The 17508-nt window shown below is 67.5% G+C and carries 16 protein-coding genes; 12 read left to right on the top strand and 4 right to left on the bottom strand.

Features of this window, described 5'->3' with window-relative positions:
* Positions 1–26 precede the first annotated feature (26 nt).
* Together BAMB_RS25380 and BAMB_RS25375 are read right to left on the bottom strand one after the other, a co-directional pair.
* Positions 27–1058, bottom strand: a complete 1032-nt coding sequence (locus tag BAMB_RS25380) for a phosphotransferase (RefSeq protein ID WP_041491566.1) — start codon at positions 1056–1058, stop codon at positions 27–29.
* Between the two features lie 19 nt (positions 1059–1077).
* The gene (locus BAMB_RS25375) at positions 1078–1752 is read right to left on the bottom strand and encodes a histidine phosphatase family protein (RefSeq protein ID WP_041491565.1); all 675 of its coding nucleotides are present in this window, start codon (positions 1750–1752) and stop codon (positions 1078–1080) included.
* 206 nt (positions 1753–1958) lie between these two features.
* On the opposite strand from BAMB_RS25375, the gene BAMB_RS34480 reads away from it, so the two are divergent.
* The 3 genes from BAMB_RS34480 to BAMB_RS35560 all read left to right on the top strand — a co-directional run bounded on the left by BAMB_RS34480 (position 1959) and on the right by BAMB_RS35560 (position 4037).
* Complete coding sequence (locus tag BAMB_RS34480; protein ID WP_041491709.1) at positions 1959–2114, top strand: DUF3309 family protein; 156 nt, start codon at positions 1959–1961, stop codon at positions 2112–2114.
* A 404-nt stretch (positions 2115–2518) separates the two neighbouring features.
* Positions 2519–3811, top strand: coding sequence for an MFS transporter (locus BAMB_RS25365; RefSeq protein ID WP_011660008.1), 1293 nt, complete (start codon positions 2519–2521; stop codon positions 3809–3811).
* Entirely contained in the window at positions 3792–4037 is a 246-nt protein-coding gene (locus BAMB_RS35560) for a hypothetical protein (protein ID WP_011660007.1), read from the top strand. Before BAMB_RS25365 ends, BAMB_RS35560 begins: the two co-directional genes overlap by 20 nt.
* A gap of 66 nt (positions 4038–4103) precedes the next feature.
* On the opposite strand, the gene BAMB_RS25355 is transcribed toward BAMB_RS35560, so the two are convergent.
* Positions 4104–5054, bottom strand: coding sequence for a LysR family transcriptional regulator (locus BAMB_RS25355; protein WP_011660006.1), 951 nt, complete (start codon positions 5052–5054; stop codon positions 4104–4106).
* Between the two features lie 155 nt (positions 5055–5209).
* On the opposite strand from BAMB_RS25355, the gene BAMB_RS25350 reads away from it, so the two are divergent.
* The 9 genes from BAMB_RS25350 to BAMB_RS25310 all read left to right on the top strand — a co-directional run bounded on the left by BAMB_RS25350 (position 5210) and on the right by BAMB_RS25310 (position 14475).
* Positions 5210–6256 (top strand): 4-hydroxythreonine-4-phosphate dehydrogenase PdxA, encoded by a 1047-nt coding sequence (locus BAMB_RS25350; RefSeq protein ID WP_011660005.1) that lies wholly within the window; start codon positions 5210–5212, stop codon positions 6254–6256.
* 50 nt (positions 6257–6306) lie between these two features.
* Positions 6307–7479 carry an L-rhamnonate dehydratase gene (locus tag BAMB_RS25345; protein ID WP_011660004.1) on the top strand — a complete coding sequence of 391 codons (1173 nt, stop codon included), beginning with the start codon at positions 6307–6309 and terminating at the stop codon, positions 7477–7479.
* Between the two features lie 8 nt (positions 7480–7487).
* The gene (locus BAMB_RS25340; RefSeq protein ID WP_011660003.1) at positions 7488–8405 is read left to right on the top strand and encodes a dihydrodipicolinate synthase family protein; all 918 of its coding nucleotides are present in this window, start codon (positions 7488–7490) and stop codon (positions 8403–8405) included.
* A gap of 95 nt (positions 8406–8500) precedes the next feature.
* Positions 8501–9793: an MFS transporter gene (locus BAMB_RS25335; protein WP_011660002.1), complete on the top strand. Its 1293-nt coding sequence runs from the start codon at positions 8501–8503 to the stop codon at positions 9791–9793.
* 46 nt (positions 9794–9839) lie between these two features.
* Complete coding sequence (locus BAMB_RS25330) at positions 9840–10787, top strand: YncE family protein (protein ID WP_011660001.1); 948 nt, start codon at positions 9840–9842, stop codon at positions 10785–10787.
* A complete protein-coding gene (locus BAMB_RS25325; RefSeq protein WP_011660000.1) occupies positions 10765–11706 on the top strand; it encodes an amidohydrolase family protein in 942 nt (313 codons plus the stop codon). Before BAMB_RS25330 ends, BAMB_RS25325 begins: the two co-directional genes overlap by 23 nt.
* Before the next feature lie 72 nt (positions 11707–11778).
* On the top strand, positions 11779–12801 hold the full coding sequence (locus BAMB_RS25320) for a MerR family transcriptional regulator (protein WP_011659999.1): 1023 nt from the start codon (positions 11779–11781) through the stop codon (positions 12799–12801).
* A 202-nt stretch (positions 12802–13003) separates the two neighbouring features.
* Positions 13004–13960: an LAPAL motif-containing putative phage structural protein gene (locus BAMB_RS25315; protein ID WP_011659998.1), complete on the top strand. Its 957-nt coding sequence runs from the start codon at positions 13004–13006 to the stop codon at positions 13958–13960.
* A gap of 65 nt (positions 13961–14025) precedes the next feature.
* Positions 14026–14475 carry a GNAT family N-acetyltransferase gene (locus BAMB_RS25310; protein WP_011659997.1) on the top strand — a complete coding sequence of 150 codons (450 nt, stop codon included), beginning with the start codon at positions 14026–14028 and terminating at the stop codon, positions 14473–14475.
* An 87-nt stretch (positions 14476–14562) separates the two neighbouring features.
* Here BAMB_RS25310 and BAMB_RS25305 read toward each other — a convergent pair whose 3' ends face one another.
* Entirely contained in the window at positions 14563–17448 is a 2886-nt protein-coding gene (locus BAMB_RS25305; protein ID WP_011659996.1) for a bifunctional YncE family protein/alkaline phosphatase family protein, read from the bottom strand.
* Between the last annotated feature and the right edge of the window lie 60 nt (positions 17449–17508).

Genomic DNA, 17508 nt, shown 5'->3' with positions numbered 1-17508 from the left:
ATGTGTCGTGCCGCCGCTCGGCGATGTCAGCGATGCGCGTCGATCACGCCGACGGCCATTTCGGCCAGCCGCCCGGTCATCGCGCCCACGCGCAGCGCCTGCTCGCTCGACGCGTTGCCCTGCAGCGCACGCGCCTTCACGCCCTGCGCGATCGCCGCGAGCCGGAAGAAACTGAAGGCGAGATAGAAGTGCCAGTCGCGGATCGGCTCGATGCCGCGCAGTTCGCAATAGCGCGCGACGATCGCCGCTTCATCGGGAATGCCGAGTTCGGCACGATCCTGGCCCGCGAGCCCGCGCACCTGTCCGCCCGACGGCAGCCGCAGGCACATGCAGAAGTACGCGAGATCGGCGAGCGGGTTGCCGAGCGTCGACAGTTCCCAGTCGAGCACGGCCTGCACGCGATAGTCGTCGCGCGCGAACATCAGGTTGTCGATCCGGAAATCGCCGTGCACCAGCGCGGGCCGGCCCGCGTCCTCCGGGCACGCTTTCGGCAGCCAGTCGATCAGCGTCTCCATCGCGCCGAGGCGCTCGGTTTCCGCCGCGCGATACTGCTTCGTCCACACGCCGATCTGGCGCTCGAAGTAGTTGCCGGGGCGGCCGTAGTCGGCGAGGCCCACCGCGTCGACGTCCACGTCGTGCAGCGCGGCCATCGTGCGCAGCAGTGCGTCGTAGCAGATCGCCCGATCGGCCTTCGGCAGTTCCGGCAGCGCCGGATCCCAGAAGATCCGGCCGTCCTCGAAGCTCATCACGTAGAACAGGCTGCCGATCACGTCGCGGTCTTCGCACAGGTGATACGGATGCGCGACCGGCACCGCGGTGCCCGACAGCGCGGTGAGCACGCGGAATTCACGATCGACCGCGTGCGCGGATTTCAGCAGTTCGCCGGGCGGCTGGCGGCGCAGCACGTAGCGGCCGCTCTTCGCATGCAGCAGGAAGGTCGGGTTCGACTGGCCGCCGGCAAACTTCTCCATGTCGAGCGGGCCTTCGAAACCCGGCACGTGCGCTTCCAGATAGCGCATGAGGCGGGCTACGTCGAGGGGCTGGGAAGGGTTCGTCATCGTCGCGATCGTTCGTGGGTCAGCCGTAGGTGCGCCACGCATGTCGTTCGGGATCCTCGAGATGCGGGATGCCGTTGAACGACGCCAGGTGGAACGCTTCGGCGTTGAAGAAAAACTGCGAAAGACTGCTGTTGCGGATCTGCAGGTTCAGCGCGATCGCGCTCGACGGCGGCGCGGCGAGCACCTGCTGCACCGTCACCGCGATCGGACCGCCGGAGCTCACCGCGAGCACGCGCTGGCTGCCGCCGTCGCGGATCGCGGCGCGCGCGTCGGCGACGCGCTGCTGGAAATGCGCCCAGGTTTCGGGCGCGGTGTGGCCGAGCTTGTCGTCGGCCCACAGATGCAGCACCTGTCGCAGCGCGCGAAAGTGCTCCTTCATCGAGCCGGCCGCGAGCCGCGCGATCTCCGGATAGTCGCTGGCCGCCGCCGCGAACAGCCCGTGGAAGTCGTATTCGTTCAGGCCCGGATGGCGCTCGACCGGCACGCCTTCGCGGCCCATCCCGCGCAGGATCGCGTCGACCGTCTGCGCATGGCGGTTCATCGTGCCGCAGATCACGCGGTCGAACGTCAGGCCCTGCCGTGCGAAGTATTCGCCGAGCCACGCGCCCTGCTGGTCGCCGGCTGGGGACAGCCGGTCGTAGTCGTCCGTGCCGAACGACGCCTGCCCGTGCCGTACCAGAAAGAGTTCAGCCATTGCCTGTCCGCCTGAATGGAACCGAAGGCCCAGCATAGCGATCGAGCTTACATTTTTGAAATTTATTTTCTGAATCGGTCGGTATTCATGAAATGAATTCCATCAATTCAGACAATGCGCTTTCAGAGAGTTTCGAGTTGCCCAGTGTCGCGGCACGCGAATTGCGACAGCAGGCACCGTCCTATCACCACGTTCAGGAGGGTGCGATGCTCGGTACGATCCTTATCATCGTTCTGATTCTGCTTCTCATCGGAGCATTTCCCGCATGGCCACACAGCCGAGGCTGGGGCTACTGGCCATCCGGCACTCTCGGGCTGGTCGTCGTCATCGTCGTGATACTGGTGTTGCTGGGGCGCATTTGAGTGGGAAGGCGCGTGCCGGTTGAACTGGCGCGCGCCTTCCCCTGTCGCCGCCATCACTTCTTTACAAAGGCAAGCGATGATCGGCACCTCCGGAGCCCGTGCGGACGGCATCTGATGCCGTCGACCCACGCGGGCGGGACATCGCTGTCCGTTGCTCGCGCACCGATCCGCTCCAATTCAGGAGAACGTGTTTCCCCCCGCCTTCGAGCGACGCCGAGCGTACGTCGCGCATCAGCAGGGAGGATCGTCCTCCAGCGCGACCCGCGCCCGGCAATTCCGAACGCCTCAGGTTATCAATTGATCGAAAAGATTCATTAGACGGTGCCTCCTCCTGCGCGCGATGCTGGCCCCGCCCGTGAACGCTGCGTCATTGCAACGCCGCGCACGAAAATGGAGTGAGACACATGCCTACCGATCACCGTCAACGGCGCCACACGCTGTGGCTGCTATGCGCGCTTTCGTTCATCCTCTACGTCGACCGCGTGAACCTCGCGACCGCGGCCGGCGCGATCAAGGCCGAGCTCGGGCTGTCGAATACCGAGCTCGGCATCGCGTTCTCCGCGTTCGCCTATTCGTACGCAATCTGCCAGATCGGCGGCGGGTGGATCGCCGACCGCTTCGGCGCGCGCATCACGCTGATCGGCTGCGGGCTGATCTGGGTCGCGTCGACGTTCATGACCGGGCTCGTGCACAGCCTCGCGCTCCTGTTCGCCGCGCGCCTGCTGCTCGGGATCGGCGAAGGCGCGACGCTGCCCGCGCAGGCCCGCGCGATCACGCACTGGTTCTCGCGCGAACGGCGCGGCGTCGTGCAGGGCTTCACGCATTCGTTCTCGCGGCTCGGCAACGCGGTCACGCCGCCGATCGTCGCCGCGCTGATGACGTGGCTGTCGTGGCGCGCGGCATTCTTCGTGATCGGTGCGGTGACAATGGTGTGGCTCGTGTGGTGGGTCGTCGGCTTCCGCGAGTACCCGCGCGGAGAAAGCGACGGCAATGGCGTCGGCCGCACGCACACCGCTGCGACCGCCCGCCGGGCAGCGCCATCCGGCCCGACGCCGTGGGGGCCGCTGTTCCGTCGGATGGCGCCGACGATCTTCGTGTACTTCTGCTACGGCTGGACCGCGTGGCTGTTCTTCACGTGGCTGCCGACCTTCTTCCTGAACGGCCAGGGCCTTAACCTGAAATCGACCGCGCTGTTCGCGTCAGGCGTGTTCTTCGCGGGCGTGGTCGGCGACACGCTCGGCGGCTGGCTGTGCGACCGCATCTATCGCAAGACCGGCAACCTCGCGCTGTCGCGCCAGAGCGTGATCGTCACGAGCTTCACCGGCGCGCTCGTCTGCCTGCTGCCGCTCGCGTTCGTGCATTCGACGGCCGGCATCGCGCTGTGCCTGTCCGGGTCGTTCCTGTGCCTCGAACTGACGATCGGGCCGATCTGGGCCGTGCCGAGCGACATCGCGCCGCAACACGCGGGCATCGCAAGCGGAATGATGAACGCGGGTTCGGCGATCGCGGGGATCCTGTCGCCGATCCTGTTCGGCTATCTCGTCGATCGCACCGGCAGCTGGACGGTGCCGTTCGTCGGGTCGGTCGCGATGCTGCTGATCGGCATCGTCGCCGCGCTGCGGATCCGGCCGGATCGCGCGTTGTCGGAAGCGACGCCGCCGCTCGCCGAAGCGCCGGTTGCACCGTCGGCGCGCTGAAGCCGTCCGCTTCGGCTTCGCCTGCCTCCCCCGTCTCGCCAGCGTCGCCAGCGTCGCCGTCGCGCTTCACTGCGTTCCGCGATGGTGGTGCCTCGGCTGGTTCGGCTGGTTCGGCTGGTTCGGCTGGTTCGGCTGGTTCGGCTGGTTCGGCGGATTCGGCGGATTCGGCCGACGCGGCCGACGCGGCTTGTTCGGCGTGCTTGGCTGGCTCGGCCAGCTCGGCTGATTCGGCTGGTTCGGTCGCCTCGGCTGGCGCGGCTGGCTCGGCCGCCTCGGCTGGCAAACCGCGCCGTTACGCGCCGCCGTCATCGCCCGGCCCGCCTTCCCGGTGGAACAGCGCGAGAAACTGCTGCGCGGGAATGCTCAGCGGCCGGTCGCGCCGCACGAGACTCCCGTACGACGGCAGCTTCTGGCCGAGCTCGTAATCGAGGATCGCCACGAGCCCGTGCTCCGCGTTGCGCTGCGCGACCGTCAGCGGAATCACGCCGAGCATGTGCGAACGGTCGACGAGGTTCATCGTCGTCAGGATCGAGCCCGTCTCGACGAGGCCCCGAGGCATAGGCTGGTGACGCGCGCGGAACTCGCGCTCGACGACCTCGCGCGCCGGGCTGCCGGCCGGCTGCAGGATCCACGTGTAATCGAGCAGCGCGTCGAATTCGACCGGCCCGGCGCCGGCGAGCGGATGGTCGCGGCCCGCGATGATCGCGAGCGCCTCGTCATCCACCACACGGAAGTCGCAATCGGTGCCGACGTTGCGTCCGATCACCACTTCGAGCACGCCTTCGCGCAACTGCGGCATCAGCCGGTCGCTGGTATCGACCGCGATGTCGATCGCGAGCAGCGGATAACGCGCCTTCAACTGCACCAGCGCCTCGGTGAGCCGCCCCGGCGACGCGGCCATGATGCTGCCGATCGCGAGCCGCCCCGCGCTGCCGAGCTGCAGCTCGCCGAGCTCGCGATTGAGCGCCTCCATGCTGCCGCGAATCCCGCGGAAATAGCCGAGCACGCGCTCGCCGGCCGGGTTCAGCACGAGCCCGCGCCCGACGCGGTCGAACAGCCGCTGGCCGAGCGCGCTTTCCAGCTCGGCCAGCATCTTCGTCGCGGCCGGCTGCGTGAGGCCCAGCTGCCCGGCGGCCGCGCGCAGCGTCGAGCATTCATCCACCGCGAGCAGCAGCGCGATCTGCCGCATCCGCAGCCGGTTCAGCAATTGGGGAGTCGAGTCTCGTCGATCGATCGAGCCCATTTCGATTACTCCAGGTTATCGATTCATCAAGAGTTTTCAATTTACCGACTCATTCCGTCTACCTAGCATGAACCCCATAGACCAACGGCCACGCGCCGCCACCGGAGACACCGCATGAACCCGCAACCGACTGCCGCCCGTCACGGAGACGCCTCATGACGACCGCCGCCGCCCTGCCCGTCGTCGCGCTGACGCTCGGCGACCCCGCCGGCATCGGCGCCGAACTGATCGCGAAACTGCTCGCGCGGCCCGACGCGACGCGCCGCGCGAACCTCGTGCTGATCGGCGACCGCTGGCTGTGGGAAGCCGGCCAGCGCGTGGCCGGCGTGACGGTCGAGGTCGAGCCCGCCGAATCGCTCGCCGCCGTGCGCGGCCGGCCGTCCACCGCGCGCGCCGCGTTCGTCGCGGTCGACACGATCGATCCCGCGCAGGTCACGGTCGGCCAGCCCGGCGCGGCCGGCGGCCGCTCGACGCTGACCGTGCTCGACCAGTGTCTGGACGCCGCGCTCGCCGGCGACATCGACGCGATCTGCTTCGCGCCGCTGAACAAGTACGCGATGAAGCTCGGCGGGCTCAGGCACGACGACGAGCTGCATCACTTCGCGGCCGCGCTCGGCGTGACCGGCTACTTCTGCGAATTCAACACGCTCGGCGAACTGTGGACCGCGCGCATCTCGTCGCATATTCCACTGAAGGAAGCGGCGGCCCAATTGAGCGTCGAGCGCATCGAACAGGCGTCCGAACTGATTTACCGGTCGTTGCTCGCGAACGGCGTCGCGACGCCGAAGGTCGCGATCGCCGCGTTCAACCCGCACGGCGGCGACGGCGGCAGCTGCGGCCGCGAGGAAGTCGACATCATCGAGCCGGCGGTGCGCAAGCTGCAGGCGCGCGACTGGCCGACCGACGCGCCGTTCCACGGCCCGTTCCCCGCCGACACGATCTTCCTGAAGGCGCAGGCCGGCGACTACCAGGCGATCGTCACGATGTACCACGACCAGGGGCAGATCGCGATCAAGCTGCTCGGCTTCTCGCGCGGCGTGACCGTGCAGGGCGGGCTGCCCGTGCCGATCACGACGCCCGCGCACGGCACCGCGTATGACATCGCGGGGCGCGGCACGGCCGACGTCGGCGCGACCTGGCAGGCGCTGCAGATCGCCTGCCGGATGGGCGCCGCGCGCCGCACGCCCACCGTTTCGGCGTGACCCCCGCGCGCCGCTTGCACACAACAACATCGATTCCAGGAGACACCAACATGAAGATCCGCTCCGTGCGCGCCCGCGTATTCCAGTGGAAAGGCAAGACCGTCCCGCCGCAGGGCAACTTCTGCTCGAACGCGATGGACCTGCTGTACGCGCCGCAGGAAACCATGAGCACGTTCCGCTTTCATGCGTGGACCGTCGTCGAAGTCGAGACCGACGACGGCGTCGTCGGCCTCGGCAACGTCGCGCTCGCGCCGCACATCGCGAAGGCGATCATCGACCAGTACCTCGCGCCGCTTGTGATCGGCCAGGACCCATGGGACTACGAGTACCTGAACCAGCGGATGTACCGCGCGACCCACGCGTGGGGCCGCAAGGGCATCGGCATGGCGGCGATCTCGGCGGTCGACATCGCGATCTGGGACATCCTCGGCAAGAGTGTCGGCAAGCCCGTGTTCAAGCTGCTCGGCGGCCGCACGAAGGAAAAGATCCCCTGCTATTACTCGAAGCTCTACCGCACCGACCTGAAAGAGATGCAGGACGAGGCGCAGCGCTATATGAAGGAAGGCTTCCGCGCGTTCAAGATGCGCTTCGGCTACGGGCCCGCGCACGGGCAGCAGGGCGTGGTGGAGAACCTGAAGTCGGTCGCGGCGATCCGCGAGGTGATCGGCTACGACAACGACCTGATGCTCGAGTGCTACATGGGCTGGAATCTCGAGTACGCGAAGCGCATCCTGCCGAAGCTCGAGAAGTACCAGCCGCGCTGGCTCGAGGAACCGGTGATCGCCGACGACATCGACGGCTACGCGGAACTGAACCAGCTCACGCGCATTCCGATCTCCGGCGGCGAGCACGAGTTCTCGCTGTACGGCTTCAAGCAGCTGCTCGACCGCAAGGCCGTGTCGGTCGTGCAGTACGACACGAACCGCGTCGGCGGGATCACGATGGCGCACAAGATCAATGCGCTGTGCGAGGCGTACAGCGTGCCGGTGATTCCGCATGCGGGCCAGATGCACAACTATCACCTGACGATGAGCACGCTCGCGTCGCCGATGAGCGAATACTTCCCGATGTTCGACGTCGAGGTCGGCAACGAGCTGTTCTATTACATCTTCGACGGCGAGCCGGTGGCCGAGAACGGCTTCCTGCAATTGCGCGACGACGTGCCGGGCCTCGGTCTCACGCTGAAGACCGAGTTCCTCGACCAGTTCGACATCGTCGAGTGAGCACGGCCATGAACGCACGCTACCAGGGCGTCTTTCCGGTTGCGCCGACCATCTTCGATGCGCACGGCGCGCTCGACCTCGACGGCCAGCGCCGCTGCCTCGACTTCATGATCGATGCCGGCTCGCAGGGCATCTGCATCCACGCGAACTACTCGGAGCAGTTCGCGCTCGGCGACGATGAACGCGAGCTCATCACGCGCACGACGCTCGAGCACGTCGCCGGCCGCGTGCCGGTGATCGTCACGACGTCGCATTTCAGCGCGCGCCTCTGCGCGGAGCGCAACCGCCACGCGCAGGCATGCGGCGCCGCGATGGTGATGGTGATGCCGCCGTACCACGGCGCGACGTTCCGCGTGCCGGAAGCGCAGGTGCGCGCGTTCTTCCGCGAAGTCGCCGATGGCCTCGACATTCCGCTGATGATCCAGGACGCGCCGGCGAGCGGCGTCGCGCTGCCTGCGTCGTTGCTCGCGACGCTCGCGCGCGAGATCGACGCCGTGTCGTACTTCAAGATCGAGACGGCCGGCGCCGCGTCGAAGCTGCGCGAGCTGATCGCGCTCGGCGGCGACGCGATCGAAGGGCCGTGGGACGGCGAGGAAGGCATCACGCTGCTCGCCGATCTCGATGCCGGCGCGACCGGCGCGATGACGGGCGGCGGCTATCCGGACGGTATCCGCCGGATCACCGATGCGTATTTCGCCGGACGCCGCGACGAAGCCTGCGAGCAGTACGCGCGCTGGCTGCCGCTGATCAACTACGAGAACCGCCAGTCGGGTTTCCTGACCGCGAAGGCGCTGATGAAGGAAGGCGGCGTGATCGCGTGCGACCGGCCGCGCGCGCCGTGGCCCGAGTTGCACCCCGAGGTACGAGCGGGCCTGCTCGACGCGGCGCGGCGGCTCGATCCGCTCGTGCTGCGCTGGGGACGCTAGCCACACACCGGTTGCACCTGCAACAACGTTGCGCATCGGCGTGACGGCGGTCCGACAGATGACCGCCGCCGCTCGTCACATGGATCGGAGACACCATGAACCTGTTGAACCCCGCCACCCCGGCCTATGAAGCCGGCGAAGCCATTCCGCGCCGCCGCTGGCTGCGCGTGATTCCGCCGCTGCTGCTCGCGTGCATCGTTTCGTACATGGATCGCGTGAACATCGCGTTCGCGATGCCGGGTGGGATGAACGCCGATCTCGGCATGGACGCGACGATGGCCGGCCTCGCCGGCGGCATCTTCTTCTTCGGCTACCTGTTCCTGCAGATCCCCGGCGGCCGGCGCGCGGCGCTCGGCAGCGGCAAGACCTTCATCGCCTGGTCGCTCGTGAGCTGGGCCGTGCTGTCGGTGCTGACCGGGCTCGTCACCCACACGTGGCAGTTGCTGACGCTGCGCTTCCTGCTCGGCGTGGCCGAGGGCGGGATGCTGCCCGTCGTGCTGACGATGGTCAGCCACTGGTTTCCCGACCGCGAACGCGGCCGCGCGAACGCGATGGTCATCATGTTCGTACCGCTCGCCGGCATGATCACCGCGCCGCTGTCCGGCTTCATCCTCGCCGCGTACGATTGGCGTCACCTGTTCTTCAGCGCCGGCGCGCTGTCGCTGCTGTGCCTGTTCGCGTGGATGATGTTCGCCGACGACGGCCCGCAAACCGCGCGCTGGGTGTCGCCGCGCGAGAAGGCGTACATCCTCGACGCGCTGCGCGACGAACAGGCGCGCAAGCAGGCCGCCGGCTCGCCGGCCGCCGCGTCGTTCGGCGCGATACTGCGCAACCCGACGATCTGGCTGCTGATCGCAATCAACTTCTGCTATCAGGTCGGCATCTACGGCTATACGATGTGGCTGCCGACCTTGCTGAAAAACCTTACGCACGGCGGGATGGGCAAGGTCGGCCTGCTCGCGATGCTGCCGTATGTCGCGATGGTGATCGGGATGTTCGCCACGTCGTATTTGTCAGACCGAACCGGCAAGCGCCGCCTGTTCGTGCTGCTGCCGCTCGTCGGCTTTGCCGCGTGCCTCGCGCTGTCGGTTCTCACGCATGCATCGATGGTCGTGTCGTTCGCGTTCCTGATCGGTTGCGGCTTCTTCCTGCAGGCGGCCGCCGGCGTGTTCTGGGCGATTCCGCCGAAGCTGTGCAGCGTCGAGACGGCCGGCAGCGCGCGCGGCCTGATCAACGCGCTCGGCAACCTCGGCGGCTTCTGCGGCCCGTATGCGGTCGGCGTGCTGACCCAGCACGTGAGCGCGGCGGCCGGTGTGTACAGCCTCGCCGTCACGCTCGCGGTGGCCGGTCTGCTCGCGTTGACGCTGCCGAAGCGCTGCGAAGGCTGACCCACGCCGACACGCGAACACGCGAACGAAACAACGGAGACACACCATGAACGACATCCTGCTGCTGGTGCAGAAATGCGCCCATACCTTCAGCTTCTACGACCTCGAGACGAAAGCCGCGCTCAAGCATCTCGTGCTGCCGAACTTCCCGCACGAATTCACCGTCGACGTGAATGAACGATTCGCGTACGTCGGCATCTTCGGGATCGAGACGGCCTGGTCGCGCGGCCATGAAGGCGATCACCGGATCGCCGAGATCGACCTCGTCGAGCGCACGCAGACGCGGATGCTCGACCTGTGGCCGTACTACCGGCCGCACGGGATGGCGACCGATCGCGACGGCCGGCTGTACGCGATGAGCGAAGCGCACGACATGCTGCTCGTGTTCGACGAACCGACCCGCCAGAGCGTGCCGAACATGGCCGTGCCGTCCGGCGGCGTGAAGACCCACCTCGTGACGCTCACGCGCGATGCGAGCCGCGCATACGGCGTGCATCTGCTGTCGAACACGGTCACGCAGTTTCATCCGCGTGACGCGACCGTCGCGCCGCGCGCGGTGATGCCCGGCCCGCGTCCCGAAGGCAATGCGCTGTCGGGCGACGAGCGCATGCTGTTCGTCGCGAATCGTGGTGACGATACGCTCGTCGAGATCGACACCGACACGATGACCTGCGGCCGCCGCGTGAAGACGCGCAGCGATCCGAACCGCATCTACCGCACCAGCGCGCCGGACGGCCGCGACCTGCTGTTGCTGACGAATTCCGGCGAGCGGTCGATCTCGGTGTTCGATGCGCGGCAGCTGGAGGAGATCGAACGCATCGCGCTGCCCGCGAACCCGACCGCGCTGTCGTTCCATCCGTCACGGCGCGTCGCGTACGTGTCGTTCCAGGACGACTACGTGCGCGAGCTCGATCTCGATGCGTGGCGGTTCGTCGGCGCATGGCCGACGCTGCGCGAACCCGATGCGTCGTATGTGCTCGCAGGCGCGCGCTGAGCGGCGCGGCGACGCGCTGCCGGCGGCGCTCGTCGATGCGCATCATCACCTGTGGCAGCTCGACGCGGGTGCGCACTACCCGTGGCTGCAGGAACGCTACGACCCGGCGCGCTTCATGTTCGGCGACTACGCGGCTCTGTGCCGCGACTTCGGCGTGGACGACTACCGGCATGCCGCACAACGCGCGCCGATCGTCGCGAGCGTGCACGTCGAGGCCGAACGGGCACGCGACGAGGCGCTCGCGGAAACGCGCTGGCTGCACGAGGTCGCGGCCGCGCACGGACTGCCGTCGGCGGTCGTCGCGTGGGTCGACCTGCTGGCCGACGATGCGCACGAGCGGCTCGCCGAACAGGCCGCGTGGCCGCGCGTGCGCGGCGTGCGGTTCAAGCCGCGCACCGCCGCGGCGCCGGATGCGTCCGTCGACGGGCCGGGCACGCTGCGCGATCCGCGCTGGCCGGCCGCGCTGGAGCGGCTCGCCGCGCATGGCCTCGGCTGGGATCTGCGCGTGCCGTTCTGGCATCTCGGCGACGCGGCCGCGCTGCTGGCCGATGCGCCCGGCATCGACGTCGTGCTCGAACACGCGGGGCTGCCGTGGGATCGCTCGGAAGCGGGGCTCGCGCGCTGGCGCAGCGGCATGGAAGCATTGGCCGCATCGCCGCGCGTGACCGTGAAGATCTCCGAACTCGGCTTGCGCGATGCGGTGTGGAACGAGGCCGACAACGCGCGGATCATCCGCGACACGATCGCGATATTCGGCTGGCAGCGCTGCCTGTTTGCGAGCAATTTTCCGGTGGCGGGGTTGCGCGTGTCGTATCCGGCGCTGCTGCGTACGTTTGCCCGCGCGATGGCGGACCTCGACGACGCGGCGCGTCAGGCGATCTGGCACGACAACGCGATGCGCGTGTACCGGATTGCGTGAACGCGCTTGACCCGGCCCTTGGGGTCGCCTTTATGCTGGCGGTGACGAATCGACGGCAGACAGGGGTGACGAATGGGCACGTCCACGCTTCGCTTGAGCGCTTCGGCGGCAGCCGCGCGGCTCGGTGTATCGGTGAAGGCGCTGCGGGTCTATGAGCGGCACGGCCTCGTCGCGCCGGAGCGAACGCCGGCGGGCTATCGGGTGTACGGCCCCGAGGACCTCGCACGCGCCGCCGACATCGTCGCGCTGCGTGCGCTTGGCCTGAGCCTGGCGCAGGTCGCGAGCGTGCTCGGTGGCGACGCGCGCAGTCTCGATGACGCGCTGGCCGCTCACGAAGCGGCGCTCGACCTCGGCATTCAGGATCTCGTCCACAAGCTCGATCGCGTGCGTGCGATGCGCACCGGCCTTGCGCGCGGCCGGATGCCGTCCGACGGGGAGCTGACGCAGCTGCTCGACGATCGCGGCGCCGGTGTCGCGTTCAATCTGCCGTGGCCGTGGGGTGGCGAGTGGTTCGAGTTTCACGACATTCGCCCGTTGAACTACATCATCGGCTCGCTGGGAAGCGGCAAGACGCGACTGGCGATGCGGCTGGCCGAGGCGCTGCCCGGCGCGGTGCTCGTGGGACTCGATCGGCTGGAAAACGGCGCTGCCGCGGCATCGGGAGCGCTGCAGGCCGACCCGGCATGGCACGCGCGTGTGGCGCGCGCTTTGGCGTCGCTCGCCGATGGCGGCGCGACGCAATCGCCGGCCCTGACCGCGCTGCTTGCCTGCCTCGAAGCGGAGGGCCCGAGCGCACTGGTCGTCGATTTGATTGAACAGGATCTCGACCGGCCCACGCAACAGGCGTTGATCGCGTGGCTGCGCGCACGCGCCGCGACCGACGCGCGTCCGCTGTTCCTGATGACGCGTTCGTCGGCCATTCTCGATCTGTCGGCGGTCGGGCCCGATGAGGCGATCATCCTGTGTCCGGCGAATCACAATCCGCCTTCCCGCGTGGCGCCTTACCGTGGTGCGCCCGGCTACGAAGCCGTGGCGATGTGCCTGGCGTCGCCCGAAATCCGCGAGCGGATCGCCCGCAGGCCAGAAGCGGCGTAACCCGCTGCACGCGCGAGTCGGCGGTTGTAACCGGGAAATCAGTGGAAAAGTTCGATGCTTGGCGGGCACTGTCGGGACACGTCGGACGATCGCCCTGGCCCGATGGCCAACGTCGCGCACAGCCGATCGATCACGCTTAACATTCAAGGCATCCGAACGAATTCGATTCCTGTATCGTCCACGTCTCCAGCCGACATTTCGCATGACCGCACGCCATGAAAACCGCACCGGCCCGGCCGATTTCGGCCGCCCCGACACCATGAGCCGATTTCGCGTCACTTACGACGGCCCCGCACTCGAATCTTCCGAAATGGACGTGCGCGAACTCGCGCCCGCACTCCTTGCGATCGGAGATCTGCTCGAGGCATCGACACGGGCACTCTGCGGCGATCAGGTTCGACCGCGCGTGAACGTGCGCGGCAGCTTCAAGACCGGCAGCTTCGGGATCGACTTCACGCTCGCGACCTCGCTGCTCGGCCGCATGCGCGACCTACTGAGCGGCAACGAAAGCACGGCCCTTGCCAACGCGGTCACGATCCTGACCGCGCTCGGCATCGCCGCGCCGAAGGCGAGGAAGGGTCTCTTCGCCGTCCTCAAGTGGTTGCGCGGGCGCGAGATCCAGCGGGTGAAGATGCAGGACCACACCGCATTGCTGCACGTGGACGGCGAGCAACTCGAGATCGACCTGTCGGTCCTCACGCTGCTGCGCGACGTCGGCGTTCGACAGGCCACCGAGCACGTGCTTGCGCCGCTCGCGCGCGACGGCATCGTGATTTTCGCGACCGGCACCGACACCGAGGTGTTCGAGACGATCACCCGCGATGAGATCGCATGGTTTCACGCGCCCGGACAAACCGACGCGCTCCTTCTCGACGAACATCGAAAGATGGCGTTCTCGATCGTGTCGCTCGCGTTCAAGGACGACAACAAGTGGCGGCTGTACGACGGCGCGTCGACGATACACGCGGCGATCACGGATGCCGGATTCCTGTCGCGCGTGAACAACAGCCAGATCAGTTTCAGCAAGGGTGACGTGCTGGTCTGCAACGTCCGTATGCAGCAGTGGCAAACCTCGGACGGAGCAAAAACCGAATACGAAGTCACGGATGTCCTCGAACATCGCCCGGCGGGGCGGCAGATTCCGTTGCCGGGGCTTTGACCTGCGTCGCGATTGCTGCAATCATCGGCGTCGAAGCTCGAACCCCGAGCGCATCCCCATCGCTCATGAAACCGGCGATCCGCCTGCGTCCCGCATCCTCGTCCGACCTGCCCTTTCTGCTGATGCTGCGCCGGCTCACGATGACCGAGCATTTGCAACGCGTCGGCGCGCCTGCCGACGATGAAGCGCACCACCGGCGCATCGCGGCGAACTTCGAAGACGCGATGATCGTCTGCGAAAGCGCCGACACCGGCGTCAACGCGATTGGATTGCTGAAGGTGACGCGCTCCGCCGACGAATGGCACGTTCACCAGATCCAGATCCTGCCGGCCCGACAAGGGCAACGCATCGGCGAAGCCGTGCTGCGCGAGTTGCTGGTCGAAGCGGCACGTGCGCACGTGCCCGTATCGCTCAGCGTGCTGCACGGCAATCCCGCACGGGGACTCTATGAACGCCTTGGTTTCCGCCTCGTATCGGAAACGGAACACAGTGCGAATCTGATATGGCGCGCGTGAGATCGAGCATCCCAGTCGACCGCCCCCGCGCAAAAAACAAGGCCCTCCCGCCGGGAGGGCCGACTTCCAAAGCAGCCGCCCGGACGATCAATCGTCGTCGCGGCTCGCCACCTTCTGCGTCACGCCCCGCAGCTTCGGATACGGCTTCGATCCCATCATGCCTTTCCACAAGACCCTGTTGAACTGATCCGCCGGCACCTCGTCGGCATCGTCGAAGTCGAACTTCGCCGTCACCTTCGCCCAGTACGCCGCGTCATGCGTCGGCGTGACATCGGGCCCGGCCGCGTAGTGCAGCAGGCTCTCGCCCGCCCCTTCGGCCAGTCGCAGCCCGGTGCCCTTCAGCGCCTTCGACGCGACCGCCGTATAGCTCCACGACGCCGGGCCATGCACGTCGAACACGTCGCTCATCGGTCGCTGGTAGGCGGTATTCAGGTTCATGTGCTGCGTGCCGAGCACGTCCTCGATGGTCCGCAACGCGTTGACCTGGCTGTAGCGCGTCCGGATCACCGCGCCCTGCTTCACGTACGGCCCGACGATGTACGCCGGCCCGCGATGCGAATCCACGTGGTCGGGGCCATCCTGCACGTCGTCCTCGGTCACGACGATCAGCGTGTCGCTCGCATAGGGGCTCTTCGCGACGGCCTCGACGAGCCGGCCGACCGCCAGATCGTTGTCTGCCTGCTGCGTTTCCGGCGTATTCACGCCGGCGAACGCCGTGCCGAACGCGCCCATGTGATCGTGGGACAGGCGCACCAGCGACAGCGTCGGCAGGTTGCCGCTCGCGACATACTGGTCGAACTCGCGTTTCCACTCGTTCAGGCGCCACTGGTCCGGATAGGTCTGGTCGAAGCCACGGAAGTACACGTCGGTCATCGACGCCAGCCGCGGGTCCAGTGCGGCGACCTGGACGACGCCGGACGCGCGCGGGTCGACGATCGGGTTCGCGGCCGTGCCGATGCTGCCGATGTTGTTGACGAGGAATCCGTAGTTGCGGACCGTGCCGCCGCCGGCGAGCACCGCATCGAAGATGTAGCCGCGCTGGCGGCCGAACGGCGCATCGGACGACGCATGGTTGCCGGTGCCGGGCAGCAGGTTCGCCGCGCCGCCCGGCAGGCCGGCCGCCGCGTTGCTGTAATTCGTCGTGCCGGCCGGGCCGGCAGCCGCATCGCGCTGCTGCACCGATTCCCAGTTGACCGGCACGCTGCGGTTCGTGCCCTCGCTCTCGTACGACAGCCCGCGATTGACCGCCGCGTAGTTGATTTGCTGCGTAATCGTCTCGGTGTTGGTGACGCGCCCCTGAAGCGCCCAGGACCAGCCGTCCATGCTGCCGTCGCCAGGGTTCATGAAGTTGTCGAGCGTCACGAACTGGCTCGCCAGCCGATGGAAGTTCGGCGTGATGTTCCGGCCGAACTGGGCGAGCCGCGGATCGCCGTCGGCCCCGTTGCCGAGGTCGCCGAGCACCTGGTCGAACGTGCGGTTTTCCTTGACGACGTAGATCACGTGCTTGATGTGACGGCGCAGAAAGCCCATCACTTCGTTATCCCGGTCGTTGTCTTCCGGGCGATAGAAGTTGTTGCGCGCGGCCTGCTGCGTCAGCTTCGGCAGCTCGCCCGCCGCGGGCACCGGCGCGCTCACGAGCGACGCGCGCTCGAGCTGAAACTGGTATTCGTTCGATGCGCGCGACGCGGCGGCCTGTGCAGGTGTCGCGCCGAACAGGTGGCCGGGGTTCGGGCCGGTCGTGCTCTTGCCGTTCACCACGTACATCCACGTGCCGTCCGCGCTGAACGTCACGTCGTGCGGCTCGAAGGCGGTCGGAATCAATCCGGTGACGTGATACGCGCGCTCGCCGACGAGCGGAATGACCGCGATTTCGTTCGCGCCGGCGTTGGTCGCATACAGCGTCCGGCCGTCGCGCGACAGCGTGACCGCATACGTCGCCGCGCCCGTGTGCGTCTGGCCGTGCGCCAGCACACCGGACGGTGCGCGCGCGTCGATCCGCGTCACGATCGCGTTGGTGTTCGTGTCGATCACCGCGACCTGGTCGGCGTTGTCCTGCGCGACGAACAGCCTCGATTGCGACGCGTCGAGCGTCATGCCGAGCGCGTTGCCGTCCAGCTTGATGCGCTTGACCAGGCGAGCGCGAGACGGCGACGACACGTCGATCGCGACAATTTCGCGATCGCGATCCGACGACACATACGCGACGCCGTTGCCTTTCACGACGACCGCGAACGGGAACGTGCCGCCGGCGTCGCCGCTGCGGCCTTCGTTGCCCGCAAAGAACGGGCGCAGGTCGTGCTCGTAGCGCACGTTGTTGGTCGCGGTATCGATCACGCTGATCGAATCGTTGTAGTTGTTCGCGACCACCAGCGTCTTGCCGTCGGCCGACAACGCGAGCCCCGCCGCGTTCGGCTGCACGCGGATGCCGACACCCTTGCCCCCATGGCCGAGCGCGATCGTGGTCGACAGCGCCCACGTGCCGCCGTGCTGCGCATAGACGTAGACCGCGTCGTCGCTGCCGCCGGTCGCGTAGAGCGTGCTCCCGTCATGCGAGAACGCCAGGCCGACGAACGCGTTGGTCTGCTGCAGCACCTGCCTGAGCACGGGGCGCGTCTTGTTCGCGCCCGCCACGTCGTACAGGAAGATGAATTGCGTCGAGTTCGCGGTGTCGACGGAACCGTCCGGTTTGTACAGCGAGTTCTGGCCGGCGGTGATGATCGCCAGCGTCTTGCCGTCCGGGCTCAATTGCGAGCGCACGGCCTCCCCCGCGACGAAATGCGGATAGGCGGGCAACCCGGGATTCAGGAACTGCTGGACCGCGCCACGGACGGCCAGCGGCGTGACGAACTGACCGCTCGGCACGCGAGCGGCATCGGCTGCATTGAACCCATCCGCGTGCGCCTGCGACGCAAGCAGCACGGCCGACATGACGGCTCCGAGCCGGAGCGCACGCTTGACCTGGCTATTTTTCATAGGAATCCTCTTGAACAGTGGGGGCGATGATCGTCTGACGTGTCCGGCATGATCCTGGCC

Origin of the sequence: Burkholderia ambifaria AMMD (assembly GCF_000203915.1) — a bacterium.
GTDB lineage: Bacteria > Pseudomonadota > Gammaproteobacteria > Burkholderiales > Burkholderiaceae > Burkholderia > Burkholderia ambifaria.
The sequence above is the reverse complement of the archived record's forward strand: the minus strand, read 5'-3'. Positions and strand labels throughout refer to the sequence as shown.